Source organism: Sphingobium sp. B2D3A (assembly GCF_025961795.1).
Classification (GTDB): Bacteria; Pseudomonadota; Alphaproteobacteria; order Sphingomonadales; family Sphingomonadaceae; genus Sphingobium.
The window spans coordinates 3037306-3054456 of sequence record NZ_JAOQOI010000001.1 but is presented as its reverse complement, the minus strand read 5'-3'; the positions used below and the strand labels follow the sequence as shown (position 1 = coordinate 3054456).

Below are 17151 nucleotides of genomic sequence, written 5' to 3'. Positions count from 1 at the left end.
CCGATCTGACGATGACACCCCGCTAATCAGCTTCCTGCCGCTTTCCGAAAGCGCCGCAACCCACCCTTAGCGTGGCGGTGGATTGCGCTTATTGACAAGGGCGACGAAAATAATGGTCTATTTCCTGACATGTAAAGTCAATGTATGTAAATGACTGTCTCTGCAATTTTGCGGAAATTTTGTGCGTCAGAGAGGGCTGAAGCCAAAGTATAAATCAAACATTTTATTTAACGATTGTTAATTTAATATAACGATCTTAACCGACCTGGATTTCAATGACGACCTCTAAATACATCATGATGAAGAGCGGAGGCGATGGCCTCGCGTTTATCGATTTCATTGTGACATATGGTGGATTGGCGTTGGATGGTCAGGACATCCAGTTTCTCGGCTCCTCATTAATCGATGCTGTTTTTGTCCGCCCCGGGGCGAGCTATGTTCTGAATACAGGAGGCGGAGCGGACCGCATTTATGTCGAAGGTCAGCTCTCCGATTACACGCTGAGTCGCAATAACGCGACGCTGATCCTGACGCGCACGGTGGACGGTAAAGTGGAGACCGTCCATGTGGCAGGCGCCAACGCGACGACCGCACCCGATGTGCTGGTGTTTTCAGATGGCAGCGTGAGCGTGAACGCCCTCTACACGCATGTTGCAGAAGGAACGGCCGTTCCAGTGCCGACGGGCGAAACCTCACTAGCCCCTCAAGGCGCGGCGGCGCCCGGTGCCGTTCTGGACGCCATAGTGAAGATCGGATGCTTCAACCCTGCTGGTGAGACTGTCGCCGCTTCCAAGCCGGGCGTCGCGTTCCAGATCCTCGGCAGTGCCGGTGTCGATAGGGTGTACGTCGCCGAGGGAACCACGATCGACGCTGCCTCGCTCGGCGGCGGCGTGGATGTGGTTTACTTCCGGGGACAATGGGCCGACTACACCAAGACCCTCACCGGCGCGCGCCTGACGCTCACCCGCACCGCAGGCGGGCACGTCGAGACGGTCGTCGTGGCATCAAGCGGCGGCACGCTCAACGATCTGCTGGTGTTCGCCGATGGGGCTGTGCGCTCGCAGGTGGCCGGCCAGGGGGTGAAGGCGGATGCCAACGTCGCTCTAGCGGATCTCGCCGGCTTTGATCCGAGCGTGTTCGTCGATCTGGTCGCACCCGTTGCGCCCCGGCTATCGCTGGCCAACGATAACGGAACATCTCAGACGGACGGCCTGACCAATGACGGCCATATTCTCGTCACGCTTCTGGAGGCGGGAGCATCCTGGACATACAGCATCGACGGCGGACAGACCTGGCTCAAGGGCGAGGGGGAGACCTTCAGCCTTGCTACGGGAACCTATGCGGCCGATCAGATTCAGGTCCGGCAGCGCGATGCGGCAGGGAACCTGTCCGAAGCCGGGCACAATGAGACTGTCCTGACCATCGATTCCACGCCGCCGGTGGCGCCCGTGATATCCGGCTTTCTCGATCCGATAGCGAGTTCGATCAACCCGTCAACGGGGGCGATCATCAACCTCGTGACGAGCCCGGTGGCTGGCGCTTCTGTCCTTCAGCAGGGCGCGACCAGTCTGCACGGAACAGGCACAGCCGGCAGCAAGGTCGTCGTCACCTTCGGGGCCTCTGAACAGCGGGTGGTGACGGTGGACGTCGCGGGGGCCTGGTCCCTGAATCTCACGCACGCGGACATCGTGTCATTCGGCATCGGGGCGGAGGCATTTACGGCCACCGTCAGCGATGACGCGGGTAATTCTGCAAGCACCACCGTTCCGCTGCAGATCAATGCACAAGCCTACACGACCAACGATGTGGCGGCCTCCGGCTATGGCAGTGAGTATGTCGACGCTCTGATTATCGGCGAGGCCGGCTGGTCCGGTGGCATCATCACTTATTCTTTCTCCGCCGGCTCGGGCGCATCGGTCTGGTCGGAAAGTGAGAAAAGCGCCGTGCGATCGGCATTGGCTCTCTACGAGAATATCGCGAATTTGGACTTTCAGGAGACGGATGACTATGGCGAAGCGGCGGGCGGCGCGAATATCGCTCTCGAAAAATCGCCCGCTTCGACCTGGACCGAGCCTGGAATTCTGGCCGACTTCACCATTCCCTTCGGCGGATACAATGCCACGCAGGTCGGCCGCTTCAACTATGAGATTTCCTATTGGCAGAATCTGAGCGAAGGGGGCCTCGCGTTCGACACGCTGGTGCATGAACTTGGCCATGCCCTCGGCCTAGGCCACCCCTTCACGGATACCATCAACGGCGTGACGCAGACCCAATTTCCGGGCGTAGCGGCCAATGATGCCTATGCGCTCGGGACGCTGGACCTGAATCAGGGCATCTGGACTATCATGTCCTACAATTTCGGCTGGGATGTGAAGGCGCCGCCAAACAGTTACGCATGGGGCTTGTCGAAGACGCCGATGGTCTTCGATGTTGCTGCGATACAGGCGATCTATGGCGCCAATCTCTCATACCGCACCGGTAACGACGTCTACACGCTGCCCACCGCCAGCAAGTCGGGTACGGGCTGGGCATGCATCTGGGATGCGGGGGGCGTGGACACGATCAGCAATGCGGGCAGTTCGCTCAACTGCGTCATCAACCTCAATGCCTATCCGCTCACGGCCGGCATCGACCCCACGCTCTATGTATCGCGGAATCTTGCGATAACCGGAGGATATACGATCGCTGCGGGGGCCGTGATCGAAAATGCGGTCGGCGGGGGAGGCCGCGACACGATCATCGGCAACCATGTCTCCAACCTGTTGACCGGGGGCGGCGCAGCCGATCAGTTCATATTCAATACCGCGCTGGGAGCGAGCAATGTCGACAGCATAAGCGACTTTTCTGTCAGCGCAGGCGACGTCATCGCGCTCGACAAGAGTATTTTCGACCGGCTCAGCAACCTCAGCGATCTGAGCGGTCACTTCGGTTATTCAACCCAGTCTGCGGATCCCGACCTGTTCGTCATTTACGATACCGGCAGCGGAACGCTCAGTTACCGTGACGAAGCAAACGAGCTGATCGATTTCGCGATCCTGCTCAGCAAGCCGCAGTCGATCACAGCCACATCTTTTGCGGTCCTCTGACCCGATCCGGCGCCGCCGCCGGACGCGGATCGCTAGCGTCGCGCATCGAAATAGCTGTCGAGGAAGGCCTGCGCTTCTGCGCGCGGGGTGCCGATGACGGCCGGCTGCGGGGAGAGACGCATCAATTTGGGTGCCGTGTCGTCATAGCGCGGCCATTCCGGCAGGCCGGGGCCGTTGGGATTGCCGGTGCGGGCGAAGTTCACCCAATAATGCGAGACGAGGTCGGAGAGCTTGTGATCCTCAGGCGTCCACGGTTGATCCTCGACCTGCAGGTTGCGGAAGACATAGACGATCTCCGCTGAATGGAAGGCGCCCATTTCCGGCTTGCCGGGCCAAGGCTGATCGAACCAGTAGAGCCACGCGCCGGACTTACCGGTCTTGGCTTGAAGCTTGGCCCAGCTGCGCATCTGCCATTGGACGGCATCTGTCGAGGATTGGCCCAATTGGTCCTTGGATGCGCCGTAAATCCGGTCGTAAGCCGCGCCATTCGTGTCCGACCGCTGCACCCAATCCTTGCGGATGTTTGATCCCTCCATGGAGTTGGAGCCGACCAGCGTGGGCACGTCGTTCTGCTTGCCCGCCGCGAAGATGTTGTAGACGATGTCCGGCAGCACATAGCCGTCACGCTCGGTGGGCCAGAAGAAGGCCAGTTCCTTGGTGAACGCGTCCATCGGCAGCGCGCGGAGCTGCGCGACTGTTTCGCCGCCAAGCTTGCGGCCAAAGTCCGAGCCATAAGCCTCCGCCTCGCGCATCTCCTTGCGACCGACGAGGCCGCCATCGGGATCGAACTGGGACGTGCTCTCGCCGATCGCGCGGTGGAACAATCCCTTGGCCAGCGGCGAAGCCTGCAGGATGCTGATCGCGGTGCTGCCGGCGGATTCGCCGAACACCGTGACGTTGCCCGGATCGCCGCCGAAGGCCGCGATGTTATCGCGCACCCATTTCAACCCCTCGATCTGGTCGAGAATGCCGTAATTGCCCGAGGCCTTGTAAGGTGCTTCGGCGGTAAGACCCGGATGTGCCATGAAGCCGAGCGGGCCGACGCGGTAATTGAGAGTAACCAGCACCACACCCATTTTCGCGAGCGCAGTGCCGTCATAAGCTGGCTCGCGGTTGGAGCCGCCCAGGAAGCCGCCGCCATAGATCCACACCATCACCGGCAGCGGGCCTTTGTGAGCGGCCGGCGCCCAGACATTTACCGAAAGGCAGTCCTCGCTCATCGGCCGCTGGTCGACCGGCGGGCGCCATTGCGGGCAGATCGGGCCGAACTGCGTTGCATCGCGCAGGCCGCTCCAACCGGAGGCCGCGACCGGTGCTTTCCAGCGTCGCTCGCCCGCGGTCGACGCGCCGAACGGGATGTTGAGGAATTTGCGCACGCCGTCCGCCTCCGCGCCTTTCAGCGCGCCCTGACGGATCGTCACCTGCGGCGCGGCGCCGGTGTCGGCTGCCAGGGGCGCGGCAGTGCTGGCGAGGAGCAATGCGGCAAGCGCGGTACGGCGCAGCAGAGGGATCGTCTTCATGGGAATCTCCATTCAGGCCGCACTGGCCGAGGGGCGGGCGCGGGCGGCAAATCCGGCCAGGCCGCACAGGGCGAGCAGCACGGCGACGACGGCGAAGAATGCAAAGGAGCCGCCCAGATCGAGCGAGATGACGCCGGTGAACGAGCTGAGCACCGCGCCCAGTCGCCCGGTCGCGGATGCGACGCCTACGCCGGTCGCCCGCGCGGCCGTTGGGTAGGCCGTGGCAGCCAGCGTGTAGAGTGTGTTGTGCAGCCCTGCCATGCAGAAGCCGAGCGCGACCATCACCGGCAGGATGATGAGCGCCGAGACGACATCACTGCCGAGCAGCACGGCGAGAACGCCCGCGAGCAGAGCAGCGGCACCCGCCAGACCCATATGCGCGCGGCTGAATCCGGTGCGATCGAGCAGAATGCCGCTGAACAACGCGCCGACCACGCCGCCCATATGGAAGGTGGTGATGCCGAGGCTGGTCATGGTGAGATCGAAGCCCAATGTGCTCAGCATCGTCGGGACCCAGCTGAAGATGGTGTAGGAGGCCATCAGACAGGTGAAAAAACCGCCCCAGAGCAGCAGGGTCTGGTGGCGCAGCGCCGGCGAGAGCAGCAGGCGCAGCGGCGCGATGACCGTGCTGGCTGGCGGCGGTGCATCGAAGCGATGGGCCGGGTCATGCGAGATGCGGCAACGCTTGAGCAGTCGCGCCAAATCCTCGTGCCGGCCGGCGCGCAGCAGGAAGCTTGGCGATTCCGGCAGGAAGACGATGAAGGCGAGGGCCAGCAGAATGGGCAGGGCGCCGGCGACGAAGAACAGGGTCCGCCATCCGAACATCTCCAGCACCGAGGCGCCGAGCCCGCCGGCGATGATGCCGCCAATGGGAATGAACACCATGCCGATGGCAATGGCGCGGCCCCGGCGCTTTTCCGGCGTGAATTCGGAAATAAGTGCGGCGCCATTGGGGATCGCCGCGCCGATGCCAAGGCCATCGAGGAAGCGCACGAGCAGCAACTGCGTAGCGTCATGCGTGAAGCCACCTGCCACCGTCATCAGGCCGAACAGGAGGATGGCAACGATCAAGGCCCAGCGGCGGCCGATCCGGTCGCCCATGATCCCGCCGATGATCGAGCCCAATGCGACGCCGGCCAGATTGGCGGCCGTCACCGGCGCGAACGCCCCACGGGGAATGCCCCAATCCGCAATCAGCGCCGGCAGCACGATGCCGAGAGACTGGTTGGCCAGCCCGTCGACCGCGAAGACCAGCGCGAAGCAGCCGAGCAACAGCTTCTGGAACGGGCTCCAGGCCGCATTGTCGATGGCCGTGCCCAGATCATGCGATACCACAGCTGACGCCGCGCCGCTGGGCTCGGCTGGCAGTGCCGTGCCGGCTGCTGGGGTGAAGGATGCCATGCTGCTCTCTCTCCGTGTCAGGCGTTGGTCTGTGGCCGGGGGCGATTCTGGTGTCGCGCGCTCACGGCGGATGGTTTCAAAGGGGGCGGGGCGGCTCCTGCGTGTCGAGGGCGCTCTCGCCCATGAAGCGCGGCGGCGCGGCGTAGGCGCGCGCGGTCAGGAAAGGCTGGTAATAGCGGAAATAGGCCAGCAGCAGCGCGCAGTTCACGCCGATCTCCAGCGGTCCTGTGATGAGCTGGCGCGGCAGGCCGACGACGATGGCGTTGAGGTAGAAGATCGTGAAGCTGGTCGGCACCTGCAGCACCAGCATTAGCGGCACGAACCGGTTGGTCAGCAACACGATGCCGACAAGGCCCTCCATGGCCTTGATGCCCGGGAAGAGGCCCATATCGAGCAGCGACTGGATGAACGGTCCGCCGATGGGGTGGGGCACGACCGGCTGCATGTCGGTGAGCCAGTAGCGCGAGGACGACCAGATGAGATGCAGGCCGAAATAGATGCGCATCGCATCCGTCACATGGTCCGCCGTCGTGCGCTTCGGGTCCAGCCGCCGCAGGATCAGCGCGCCTACGATGCCGGCAAGGATCGGGAAGCCGAAGAACATGAACGTGTCGAACTTGCCGAATGCCAGATAGAGGCCGATGGCGCCGCTCAGCGCGGCCGGAACGATGAAGCCAGTGGTCAGCGGCTTGGGTGACGAGGTCATGATGCTTCTTTCTGCTGGCGAGCGCCTTGGGGTCGTTCGACCTGTGTCGTTGGTGGTGTCATACGCGGGTCATGTCCGGGGCTTGCGAGCCGCCCGCTCAGTCGATGTAGCCCATCTCCCGATAATAGCGCGCGGCGCCGGGATGCAGCGGAACCCCCTTGCCGTCGCCGACCGTGCGCGGATCGATGGAATAGGGCCGCACGAACCATTTGAGCTCACCGCGTGCCCGATCGATGCCGCGTGCGGCGGCATAGGCGATGTCATCCGGCATATCGACGCGACCGAACACGACTTCGCCGGAGCGGCCGACTGTCTTGATCGCGCGATCGACGCCGCGCAGCACGCCCCAACGGGCGGTGGTGCGGACCATGTCTGCCTCCTTGACCATCTTGTCGAGCAGATCGTCCGGCAGATCGAGGAAGTGGAGTTTGTGCGCGACGGTCAGCGTCGTCCAGAACGAGGACTCAGGATTGTTCGCCGGGCTGGCGAGGCTGGAGATGACGACGTCGAACGGCGTCTCCGCCGTCACGTCGTGCGGGCTCTGGATCGAGCCGCCCCAGCTCTCCACGCTGGCCTTGTCGAGGCCGTAATAAGCGAGCACGGGCGCCTCGCTCGGCTGGCCATCGGTGAGAATGCGCACCGGCAGCTTGCGGGCGCGGATTTCAGCGAGGCTCTTGATGCCTAGTTCCGGCTTAACCGCGACCAGCAGATAGGTCGGGTCCTCGATCCGCGCAATGAGGCGTAGGGCGGGGTAGGGACCATCCTTGGCGTAGATATATTGGCCGCGATAAGCCCAGGTCATCATTGATGCCTCTGTGATGCCGAAGTCGATGGGGGCGTTGATCCGCTGGGTCGTGCCGTGGCGCACATCGCCTTCCTTCAGCGGCGGGGGCAGGGCGGCCTTGCCCACCAGACGCGGCCCTTCGGTACGGTTGCAATTGCGGCAGAGGATGATCTCATAGCCTTCCGGCGCCATCGCATCGCGCACGAATTCGCCCAGTTCGCCCCAGGGGCAGGCTTCCGGGCAGGCGGAGGCGAGGACGAGGCGCTTGGTGGCGTAACCGGTCTTGCCGACATCGGTCCAGCTTGAGTCGACGATCTTTTCCGGCTCTGCCGCGCGCGCCGGCATGGCCAGCGTGAGGCCGGCCAGGGCCAGGGCGATTGCAGATAGCAGCATGCGCATTGAAGACCGTCTCCCCTCAGGCGCCTGATCCAGTGTGTCGCGAGACTCGCAGGACAGACAGCGGCTGGTCCAACCCCGCTTTCTTCTGTGGAAAGCTTCGGCTAGGCAGCAAACAATATAAAAAATAGTATACTAATCTGACGCCGTCAATGCCATGTGGTCGCGCGCTTTCTAATATTTGACCTGCGGGTGCGCGAGGGCCTCAGTGTGCCATCTCCGCGGGTGCACGCGGAGCATTCAGGGAAGTGGAGGCCTCCTCGGCGCGTTCGCGGGCGATGAGATCGGCCAACATGCGGCGCGCGGAGACCGGCGCCGTATCCGTCGCAAGCAGGATCGGGTTCAGCTCGTTGATGTCGCTGACCGCGCCCATATTCTCCTGCACCATCTCGATCATCGGCTCGTCCTGCTGGCGGAAAGCCATATCGAAGAAGTCGAGCAGGGCTTGGTCGACCTCCGGCTCATCGCGGCGGCGATTGCGGCCGTTGACGAAGAAATAATGGGAGGTGAACTCGGTCTCCGGCGTGATGATATGGAGCTGCGGGATATGCGCGCCGCTCTCGCGCGGCTGACCGACCTCCCAGCTGCCCAGCTTGAAATCCAGCATCGCCGGCGGATGCCAGGTCATGGTGGTGTCGGTCTCCACCACAACCTTGGGGTCCATGCCGAACAGTCCGACATGCGCCGAGGAGGGGCCAAGGCCGCTGCGGATGCGATGATTGGTGATCCAGCGATCGCCGCGCTCCAGCCGCTGCGTGGTGGCGGCGAGCAATTGCTCTGGCGTGTAATTGCCCCCGCTGAACTGCGGGTGGATAAAGGCTGCGTGGCTAAGGTCGAGCAGATTATCCACCACCAGCTCGTAGTGGCCCTTCACGTGCAACAGGCCGCGCACCACGGCATAATCATCCGGCTGTTCAAGGAAATCGATGACCGGCAGCAGCGCCGGGTCGGCCTTTGCGGGGTCGCCGGGCCAGAACCATATGATGCCGTAGCGCTCCAGCAGCGGCCAGGCGCGAATGTTCGCCGCAGGGAGTCCGGCCTTGGTCTTGCTGTGCGGATTGAGCACGCATTCGCCATCCCGGTTGAAGCGCAGCCCGTGATAGGGGCATTCCAGCGTGTCATCGATGATCCGGCCGGCGGAGAGCGGCGCAAAGCGGTGCGGACAGCGATTGAGGATCATGGCCGCCTCGCCATGGCTGTCGCGGAACAGCACGGCCTTCTGGTCGATCAGCGTGCGGGCTAGCGTGCCTCCGCCGAGTTCATGGGAATAGGCTGCGGCGTACCAGGTGTTTTTCAGGATCGAGAGCACTCACCACTCCATCAATATTTTGATCGCGGCAACCGGGGCTTCCGCAACAGGACCAGGAGGCGGGCGCAGCAAACCTCTCCTGAATCATTGGTAGACGATTATGTATACCATACGAGTTATCCGCTGTCATCCGGCAAGTCGCCCCGCCGCTCGCTCATCAAAGGTCCAGCACCAGCCGCTCGGTAAGCGCGCCCGAGCAGCAGATCATCATCATCTTGCCCTCGCGCTTCTCCTGCGGTGTCAGCACCGCGTCGAAATGCTCGGGCGTTCCGGCGAGCACTTCCGTTGCGCAGGCGCCGCAGGTGCCCTGCTCGCAGCTAGAGCTGGCCGGCACACCGGCCTCGCGCACCGCCTCAAGGATCGACTGACCCGGCGCCACGGTGAGTTCCAGGCCGGAGCGGGCCAGTTCGACGATGATGGTGCCATCGGGGAGGGGCTGTTTTTCAGTCACGACCGGCAGTCTCTATCATGCTTTGCATCCGCTCGTCATACGCCAGAATTATCTTAGTGCTAAGATATATTGACAGGCGGCAAGGGCGAAAATACCCTCAGGGCCAACTCACCGGACGCGCCATTGCTGCGCTCGGTGCCCCCATGATGGTTTTAGGAGATGCGCAGTGGCCCGCGAGATGGTGACGGATGTTCTGGTGATCGGCGGCGGCTCCGCGGCGACGCGCGCCGCGCTGGAGGCCGCAGCGGCGGGCATCGCCGTGATGCTGGTGGACAAGGGCACGGTCGGCGATAGCGGCTCCAGCCCGCACGCGCTGGTCGGCTTCAGCGTGCCGCTGCTGGATGAGGCGGATAGCTCCGCGCTGTTCGTGGAAGATTGGGCCAAGGCCAGCGGCGGCATTTGCGACCGCGATCTGGTCGCCCAATGCGCAGAGCATGGGCGCTTTCTGGCCGAGGATATGGAAAAGCGCGGCGTGCCCTTCATCCGCAACGCCGATGGAAGCTGGTTCATCTCCCGCCGCGCCGGCCATTCGGTGCGCCGGACCTTGCAGGCGCAGGGCCTGGGCAAGGGCAAGCACGCCAATGTCATCGCGCCCATGCGCACCGGCCTGATCGATGCCGGCGTGACGCTGCAGGAAGGAACCATGATCACGCGCCTGCTGCTCAGCGATGGCGCCGTCGTGGGGGCATATGCGGTCGGCCCGGACGGCGAGCACTTCATCATCCGCGCCAAGGCCGTCGTGCTTGCCTCGGGCGGGGTGAACCGGCTCTACACGAAGCTCTGCGACGAAGTGGTCGAGCATGGCAGCCGCACCACGGGCGATTCCTACAGCCTGGCGTTCCATGCCGGCGCACCGCTGATCGACATGGAGTTCGTCCAGTTCCGCGATTCGCCACCTGCCGGGCCGATCTACGGCGCCGCCTATGTGAATGCGCTCGGCGAGCGGATCATGGAGAAATATGATCCCGAGAATATGGAATGCGCCCCGCGTTACATGATGGCGCGCGCCGTCTATACCGAGAATTTTGAGGGGCGCGGGCCGGTCGTCTGGCATGTCGAGGACGGGCAGGTCGCCCGCTCCCGCGCGCCGGTCGGCAATTATGAGGGCGGGCAGATCGTGGAGATCACCCTCATGTTCCAGCGCCTGATGGGCGGCGCGCGCATCGATGTGACCGCTGCGACGGCGGTGCCGGGCCTCTATGCAGCGGGCGAGGCGTCCGGGGGCATTCATGGCGGCGACCGGATGCAGGGCTGCGGCTTCCTGGAGACGCAGACCTTCGGCCGAATCGCCGGGCAGAGCGCGGCCCAGCGGGCGAAGACGACTGACTTGCCCGCGCTCGATCCCGCTGCGGTGGAGGCCGAGGCAGCGCGACTGGCGCGGAGCGCGGGCTCGCAGGATCCTGTCGCCCTGTTCGAGAGGGTGCGCGAGATCATGTGGGCGCAGGTCGGCGTGGTCTCCAACCGCACCCAGTTGACCGATGCCATCGCCAAATTTCAGGAGATCCAGCGCATCGCCGCGACCGATATCGATCAGTCCGATCTGGTCGCCGCCGAGGAACTGCGCAATCTCGCGCTCACCGCCGAACTGGTGGCGACTGCCAAGCTCGCCCGCGAGGAGACGCGCAGCGGCCATGGGCGCACCGATTTCCCGCAGGAAGACCCTGCCTGGGTGCGCCACGTCCGCCTCGCGAACGCAGGCGATGGCGCGGTGGCCGTCGATACCATCCCGGTGGTCGAACTCGCCGACGCCTGACTGGCGCCGGGTCGCCTGCGTTCAGGGCAGCGCGGCCTCGATCGAATGGAGCAGCGTGCGCAGGATGGCATTGCAGCGCTGCCGGTCTGCCTGCGAAAGGCTGCCCATCAGGCGCTGCTCCGTCGCGGTAAAGGCAGCCATCGTCTGCCCGGCCAGCGCGATGCCGTCGGGCGTGAGTTCGATGAGCAACGAGCGCTGATCGCTGGCATGTGAGACGCGGCGGATCAGGCCGCGCTGTTCCAGCCGCCGCGCCAGCCCGGTCAGCCCGCCCGAGGTTACCGGCACATAGCGCCCGGCGAGGTCGGTCGGCGCCGCGCGATACGGCGCCCCGATGCGCATCAGGCCCGCCAGCAGACGAAACTCATTATCGGATAACCCCGACGCCTTGAGCACCGCGGCCGTCTCCGCGCGCAACCGATCATCGATCCGCGCGACCCGCGCCGCAATCGCCCGCACATCGGAATCCAGCGCCGGAATGACGGCCTGCCACTCCCCGACAAGCGCATCCACTGCCGCATCCAGCCGATGCGCCTCACTCTCCGCACGCAGGTGTGCGAGGCCTGAGGCTGCAGTCGCGCCGTCTTTTGTCACATTACTTGCATTGCATCGGCATGGAGGCCGGCCTTCCAACCCGCCAGCGCTTCTCGCGCCCGGTCGGTGTAGGCCTGTTTGCGCTGCTTCTTGCGCACGCTCTCGTCCTCGATGGGCGGGAAGAGGCCGAAGTTGACGTTCATCGGCTGGTAGCTCTCCGCGTCGGCGCCCCCGGTGATGTGGCCGAGCAGGGCACCCAGCGCGGTCTGCGGTGGGGGGAGGGGCATGTCACGTCCGCTCAGGTCCGTCGCGCAGAACAGGCCGGCAAGCAGGCCGACGGCGGCGCTCTCCACATAGCCCTCGCAGCCCGTGATCTGCCCGGCAAAGCGCACATGCGGCATGGCGCGCAGGCGCAGGCGATCGTCCAACAGTTCCGGGCTCTTGATGAAGGTGTTGCGATGCAGGCCGCCCAGCCGCGCAAATTGCGCATTCTCAAGCGCAGGAATCGTCCTGAACAGAGCGACTTGCGCCTCATATTTGAGTTTCGTCTGGAAGCCGACCATGTTCCACAGCGTGCCCAGTGCATTGTCCTGCCGGAGCTGCACGACGGCATAGGGCCAGCGGCCGGTGCGGGGATCGTCGAGCCCGACCGGCTTCATCGGCCCGTGGCGCAGCGTCTCGCGGCCGCGCTCCGCCATTACCTCGATGGGCATGCAGCCATCGAAATAGGGGGTGTCCTTCTCCCACTGCTTGAACTCGGTCTTGGGACCATCGAGCAGACCCTGGACGAAGGCGTCGTACTGATCCTTGTCCATCGGGCAGTTGATATAATCCTTGCCGTCGCCGTCGGGCGAACCCTTGTCCCAGCGGCTGGCTTTCCACGCGATCGACATGTCGATGCTGTCGCCATGGACGATGGGCGCGATCGCGTCGAAGAAGGCGAGCTGGTCCTTGCCGGTCGTCCGCGCGATCGCCTCGGCCAGGGGTGCGGCGGTGAGCGGGCCGGTGGCAATGATCGTCGGGCCCTCCGCCGGAATGCCGTCAACGCGCTCGCGCACCAGCTCGATCAGCGGATGCGCTTCGATGGCAGCAGTCACGCCCTGCGCGAAAATGTCCCGGTCCACCGCCAGCGCGGAGCCCGCTGGCAGCTTGCACTTGTCCGCCTGCGCCATGATGAGCGAACCGAGCGCGCGCATTTCCTGATGCAGCAGGCCGACGGCATTGCTGTTGGCATCGTCCGAACGGAAGCTGTTGGAGCAGACCATCTCGGCCAGTGCATCGGTCTCATGCGCAGGGGTCTGCTCTCCGCTGCCGCGCATCTCGGAGAGGCGCACGCGCACGCCGGCCTGGGCGAGCTGCCACGCCGCCTCGCTGCCGGCAAGGCCGCCGCCGATGATGTGCACCTGATGGGTCATGGTTCTTCAAATCCTGCCGGGAATGCATGTTTCCCGTCCGCCCCTAGCCGCAGCTTACTGTGACCGGCAACCGCGCTCATGGGTATGGTGCCGTAGACGTGCGGGAACAGAGCGCCGCCGCGCGAGACTTCCCAGCGCACGGTGTCGCCCAGCGGCGGCAGATCGACCATGACGAGGATGGCCGGATCGATATCGGCAAACCATTTGGCTGCCGTTTCCCGCACCTGTTCGCGGGCGGAAAGGTGGATGTAGCCATCGGCCAGATCGACCGGCGCGCCGGTAAAAACACCTGAGTCGCGCCATGCCGACCATTCCTCGGGGCGCAACAGCTTGAAGGCGAAGAGTTCTGTCATGAAACGACGCTACGGCATGGGCGCGGCGCCGTCCAGCGCTTGCCTTGAGGCGCGAAACACGGGCATTCCAACCGGTGAATCGATTGAAACAGAACGGGATATGCTCTTCATGCCGAGCGACGCCACGCCCATGTCCGTGCTCACCGCAGGGCTTATCCGCCTGCTTGATGTCGAGCCGGCGGGAGAGCCCGGGCATTTCCTGGGCCATCGCAAGCCCGGCGGGGCAGGGCGCGTCTATGGCGGGCAGGTGGTCGGCCAGGCGCTGGCGGCCGCGGCCAAGACGGTGGCGGCGGACCGGCCTGTCCACTCGCTGCACTGCTATTTCATGCGCCCCGGGAGTGAGGACTACCCTATCGACTATCAGGTGGATGCGGACATGGACGGCCGCGCCTTCTCGAACCGGCGGATCGTGGCCTGGCAACGGGAGAAGCCGATCTTCAACATGATCGCTTCCTTCCATAAGCCCGAACGCGGCCCGGCGCACCAGAGCGACATGCCGCCAGTGCCGGACCCCGATGATCTCAAGGATCTCGGCGATCTCATCGAGCAACATGATCTCCCGGCCGGTCCGGTGCTGCGTTGGATCGCAGGGCGCAACAGCCCGGTGCGTTTCCGTCCGGTGGGAGATATCCAGTCCGGCATCATCAAGACGCACGATGCCTCGCCGCAGCTGTGCTGGATGCGCGTGGGGGAGGGGCCGCTCGGCCTTGAGCAGCCAATGCAGCGGGCGATGCTGGGGTTCATCAGCGACATGCTGCTGCTTGCGACGGCCTACCGGCCGCACGGCCTGCACATCGGTAGCCCCGGCGTGGCCAGTGCCAGCATCGATCACAGCGTCTGGTTCCACGACGATGTGGAGTGCGGCGACTGGCTGCTTTACGTCACGGACAGTCCCTGGGCGGGGCATGGAAGGGGCTTCGCGCGCGGGCATTTTTATGCGCGGGACGGTCGCCTGGTGGCCAGCGTGGCGCAGGAAGGGCTGATCCGCTTCCGCGAGGCCGAGTGATGCGCGCGCCTTTGGACTGTCGGCCCCCAATAATCCATGTCATCAGGACATCCGTTGCGTTCGAGCCGCGCTGACGGCAAAGTTCATCGCACGAAAGCAGCATTGATCCGGGCCTGACAAAGGCACGCCCCGGGCGGAACGGAGGAGTGGATGACCAGAATTCGGGCTGATCGGCCCTCTGTGACGATCAACTATGTCGCGCGCACCGACGAACGGCCGCGTTATTATGCGAACGATCACAGTCGGGACACGGTGGTGATCGAGGAGCACGGCATGGCCGCCAGCGACGGACGGCATGAGGTGCTCGGTCTCGACACGGCCGGCGTAGCGCTGGTTGAGGCGCCCACGGCGGTCACCGACTTTGCCGACAAAGCCAATTCTCCGGCCTATGCCGAGGAGATCGAAGCGCTGCTGCTGCGCGAGACGGGGGCGGATGTGGTGATCGTCACCGGGCCACCGATCCTGCGCTTTTCGGAACGCTCCGGCAAGGCCGGCAGCAGCGATAACAGCCATCCCGCGCGCTTCGCCCATGTCGATGTCAGCGACACGACGGCGCGCGGTTTTTCGGCGCAGCGTCAGCCCGCCGGGGAGGGCATTGTTCGGGCTGCGCATTACAATGTCTGGCGCGTTCTCTCGCCCGCCCCGCAGGATGTGCCGCTGGCGATCTGCGATGCGCGGTCGGTCACCGGCGAGGAACTGCTGCTGGCCGATGCAATTTTCGACAGTCCCTCGGGCGACTGGAGCTTCGAGGGCTATGTCGTCGCGCACGATCCGGCGCATCGCTGGCTTTGGTTTCCCGATATGACGACGGACGAGGCGATCATCTTCAAGACGCATGATAGCCGCGCAGGCGTCGCCCGCTGCGTGCCGCATGTCGCGTTCGATGATCCGCTGTGCGATGACGAGGCACCGCCGCGCGTCAGCGTCGAGGCGCGCGCCATTGCCTATTGGCGAGAGGGTGGGGATCGCGGTAAAGGTAAATTACCGTAAACCAAAATTATCCCGATGACTGACCGTATCATCATCAGCTCTTAACCTTGTTCGGGTTAGGCGCAGGTCAAAGAGCTGAGAGTTCCAATGGCGACGAATGCACCTGTGATTACCGAAAAGAAAACCCGTTTCGAGCTGCTGAACTGGTTGATGGCCAACCCTGTTCTGGGGGCGGGTATCCTCGCGGTGCTCGTTCCGACGCTGTTGCTCGTCGCGCGGGAAAGCTGGTCGACGGAGCAGGGCGCGCATGGTCCCATTGTGCTGGCCACCGGTCTGTGGCTGCTGTGGCGGGAATGGCAGAACGCCGCGGTCGTCGCGCGCCCGGCGCCGGGGCTTCCGATTGCCATCGCCTTTGCGATTCTCCTGCCGCTCTATTTCGTCTCGCGCGTCAGCAACATTGTCGAGACGGAAGGCTTTCTCATGTATGGCCTGGTCGTCGCGGCGCTGTTCAGCGCCATCGGCTGGGAAGCGATCAAGCGGCTCTGGTTCCCGCTCATCTACCTGCTGTTCGTGCTGCCCCCGCCCGAGACGCTGGTGGCCATGGTCACCAATCCGCTCAAGATCATGCTGTCCGAATCCGCCGTCGGCTTCCTGTATCTGGTCGGTTATCCGGTCGCCTCGTCGGGCGTCACCATTCAGGTCGGCCAGTATCAGCTGCTTGTCGCGGAGGCCTGCGCGGGCCTCAACTCGCTCATCTCGCTCTCCGCCATCTCGCTATTCTATGTCTATCTGCGCCACCACGCCAATGTGCGCTATGCGCTGCTGATGATCGTGGCGATCGTGCCGGTCGCCGTGTTCGCCAATTTCGTGCGGATCGTGCTGCTCGTGCTGCTGACCTATCACGGCGGCGAGTCCGCGGCGCAGGGCTTCCTGCATGATTTCGCTGGGCTGACGATGTTCATGACCGCGCTGATCACCATCTTCGCGATCGATCATCTCTTCGGGCTGCTGTTCCCGCGCCTGAAGGGCAGCAAAAGCGACCCCGTCGCGAAGCCAGCGGCTGAGCCCGCCCAGCCTTAAGGCCGGGCGCGGCGTGCCTCAGCTGCGCTGCTGGGCGATCAGGTTCGACATGTCGTCCAGGATCGCCAGTCTCTCCTTTTTGAGGTCCTCCAGATGCTCGTCGCAGGCCGGCTCGATGTCGGTTTCGATCCGGTAGATCTGGCGCGTGAGCAGGTGGTGGCGCTCGGCAAGGGTGCGGAAATGCGCGTTGTGGAGCTTCAGAGCGTGAAGCACCTCATGGTCGTGCGGGAACAGGTCGTCGAGCGTCTCGCGGGTATCAAGGGTCATGTTGCTCTCCTGGGTCTTGCAATGATCCGATCGTGCCGGACGGAACGATAGCGCGCCTTGCGCAAGATCAATTCGTCGCCCACCGCCAGCGCATGGGCGGCGGGATTGCCCGCGCCCCTTGCCGTTGCGCGTCAACACGGCTAGAGGGCGCACCGGCTCTTTC

Annotated in this window: 15 protein-coding genes; 5 read left to right on the top strand and 10 right to left on the bottom strand. The window is 64.2% G+C overall.

From position 1 onward, the window contains the following. Positions 1-275 precede the first annotated feature (275 nt). A complete protein-coding gene (locus tag M2337_RS14195; protein WP_264570772.1) occupies positions 276-3086 on the top strand; it encodes a M10 family metallopeptidase C-terminal domain-containing protein in 2811 nt (936 codons plus the stop codon). 32 nt (positions 3087-3118) lie between these two features. Here the strand turns inward: M2337_RS14195 and M2337_RS14190 are convergent, their stop codons facing one another. From M2337_RS14190 to M2337_RS14165, 6 genes are all read right to left on the bottom strand, one after another. Then, on the bottom strand, positions 3119-4606 hold the full coding sequence (locus M2337_RS14190; RefSeq protein WP_264570771.1) for a carboxylesterase/lipase family protein: 1488 nt from the start codon (positions 4604-4606) through the stop codon (positions 3119-3121). Positions 4607-4618: 12 nt separating this feature from the next. Further along, a complete protein-coding gene (locus M2337_RS14185) occupies positions 4619-6007 on the bottom strand; it encodes an MFS transporter (protein WP_264570770.1) in 1389 nt (462 codons plus the stop codon). A 76-nt stretch (positions 6008-6083) separates the two neighbouring features. Then, a complete protein-coding gene (locus M2337_RS14180) occupies positions 6084-6713 on the bottom strand; it encodes a dipeptidyl peptidase 3 (RefSeq protein ID WP_264570769.1) in 630 nt (209 codons plus the stop codon). Positions 6714-6810: 97 nt separating this feature from the next. After that, on the bottom strand, positions 6811-7890 hold the full coding sequence (locus M2337_RS14175) for a TAXI family TRAP transporter solute-binding subunit (RefSeq protein WP_264570768.1): 1080 nt from the start codon (positions 7888-7890) through the stop codon (positions 6811-6813). 208 nt (positions 7891-8098) lie between these two features. Then, positions 8099-9202, bottom strand: a complete 1104-nt coding sequence (locus tag M2337_RS14170) for an aromatic ring-hydroxylating dioxygenase subunit alpha (protein ID WP_264570767.1) — start codon at positions 9200-9202, stop codon at positions 8099-8101. Positions 9203-9359: 157 nt separating this feature from the next. Beyond that, positions 9360-9653 carry a 2Fe-2S iron-sulfur cluster binding domain-containing protein gene (locus M2337_RS14165; RefSeq protein ID WP_264570766.1) on the bottom strand — a complete coding sequence of 98 codons (294 nt, stop codon included), beginning with the start codon at positions 9651-9653 and terminating at the stop codon, positions 9360-9362. Between the two features lie 166 nt (positions 9654-9819). Here M2337_RS14165 and M2337_RS14160 point away from each other — a divergent pair, with 166 nt between their 5' ends. Further along, positions 9820-11406 (top strand): FAD-binding protein, encoded by a 1587-nt coding sequence (locus M2337_RS14160; protein ID WP_264570765.1) that lies wholly within the window; start codon positions 9820-9822, stop codon positions 11404-11406. A gap of 21 nt (positions 11407-11427) precedes the next feature. Here the strand turns inward: M2337_RS14160 and M2337_RS14155 are convergent, their stop codons facing one another. Genes M2337_RS14155 through M2337_RS14145 form a run of 3 tightly spaced genes read right to left on the bottom strand, consistent with a single transcriptional unit; the run spans position 11428 to position 13705 of the window. Continuing rightward, a complete protein-coding gene (locus M2337_RS14155) occupies positions 11428-11997 on the bottom strand; it encodes a MarR family winged helix-turn-helix transcriptional regulator (RefSeq protein WP_264570764.1) in 570 nt (189 codons plus the stop codon). Then, positions 11994-13352, bottom strand: a complete 1359-nt coding sequence (gene trmFO / locus M2337_RS14150; RefSeq protein WP_264570763.1) for a methylenetetrahydrofolate--tRNA-(uracil(54)-C(5))-methyltransferase (FADH(2)-oxidizing) TrmFO — start codon at positions 13350-13352, stop codon at positions 11994-11996. The genes M2337_RS14155 and trmFO overlap by 4 nt, the downstream gene beginning before the upstream one ends. After that, positions 13349-13705 carry a DUF952 domain-containing protein gene (locus M2337_RS14145; protein WP_264570762.1) on the bottom strand — a complete coding sequence of 119 codons (357 nt, stop codon included), beginning with the start codon at positions 13703-13705 and terminating at the stop codon, positions 13349-13351. Before M2337_RS14145 ends, trmFO begins: the two co-directional genes overlap by 4 nt. Between M2337_RS14145 and M2337_RS14140 the strand changes: the two genes are divergently transcribed. The 3 genes from M2337_RS14140 (at position 13704) to xrtV (ending at position 16721) form a co-directional block, all read left to right on the top strand. Beyond that, a complete protein-coding gene (locus tag M2337_RS14140) occupies positions 13704-14711 on the top strand; it encodes an acyl-CoA thioesterase (RefSeq protein WP_264570761.1) in 1008 nt (335 codons plus the stop codon). The genes M2337_RS14145 and M2337_RS14140 overlap by 2 nt on opposite strands. Positions 14712-14861: 150 nt before the next feature. Next, positions 14862-15701, top strand: coding sequence for a CmcJ/NvfI family oxidoreductase (locus tag M2337_RS14135; protein WP_264570760.1), 840 nt, complete (start codon positions 14862-14864; stop codon positions 15699-15701). Between the two features lie 87 nt (positions 15702-15788). Further along, the gene (gene xrtV / locus M2337_RS14130) at positions 15789-16721 is read left to right on the top strand and encodes an exosortase V (protein ID WP_264570759.1); all 933 of its coding nucleotides are present in this window, start codon (positions 15789-15791) and stop codon (positions 16719-16721) included. Positions 16722-16739: 18 nt separating this feature from the next. Here the strand turns inward: xrtV and M2337_RS14125 are convergent, their stop codons facing one another. Next, positions 16740-16988, bottom strand: a complete 249-nt coding sequence (locus M2337_RS14125; protein WP_181560090.1) for a YdcH family protein — start codon at positions 16986-16988, stop codon at positions 16740-16742. Positions 16989-17151: the final 163 nt, after the last annotated feature.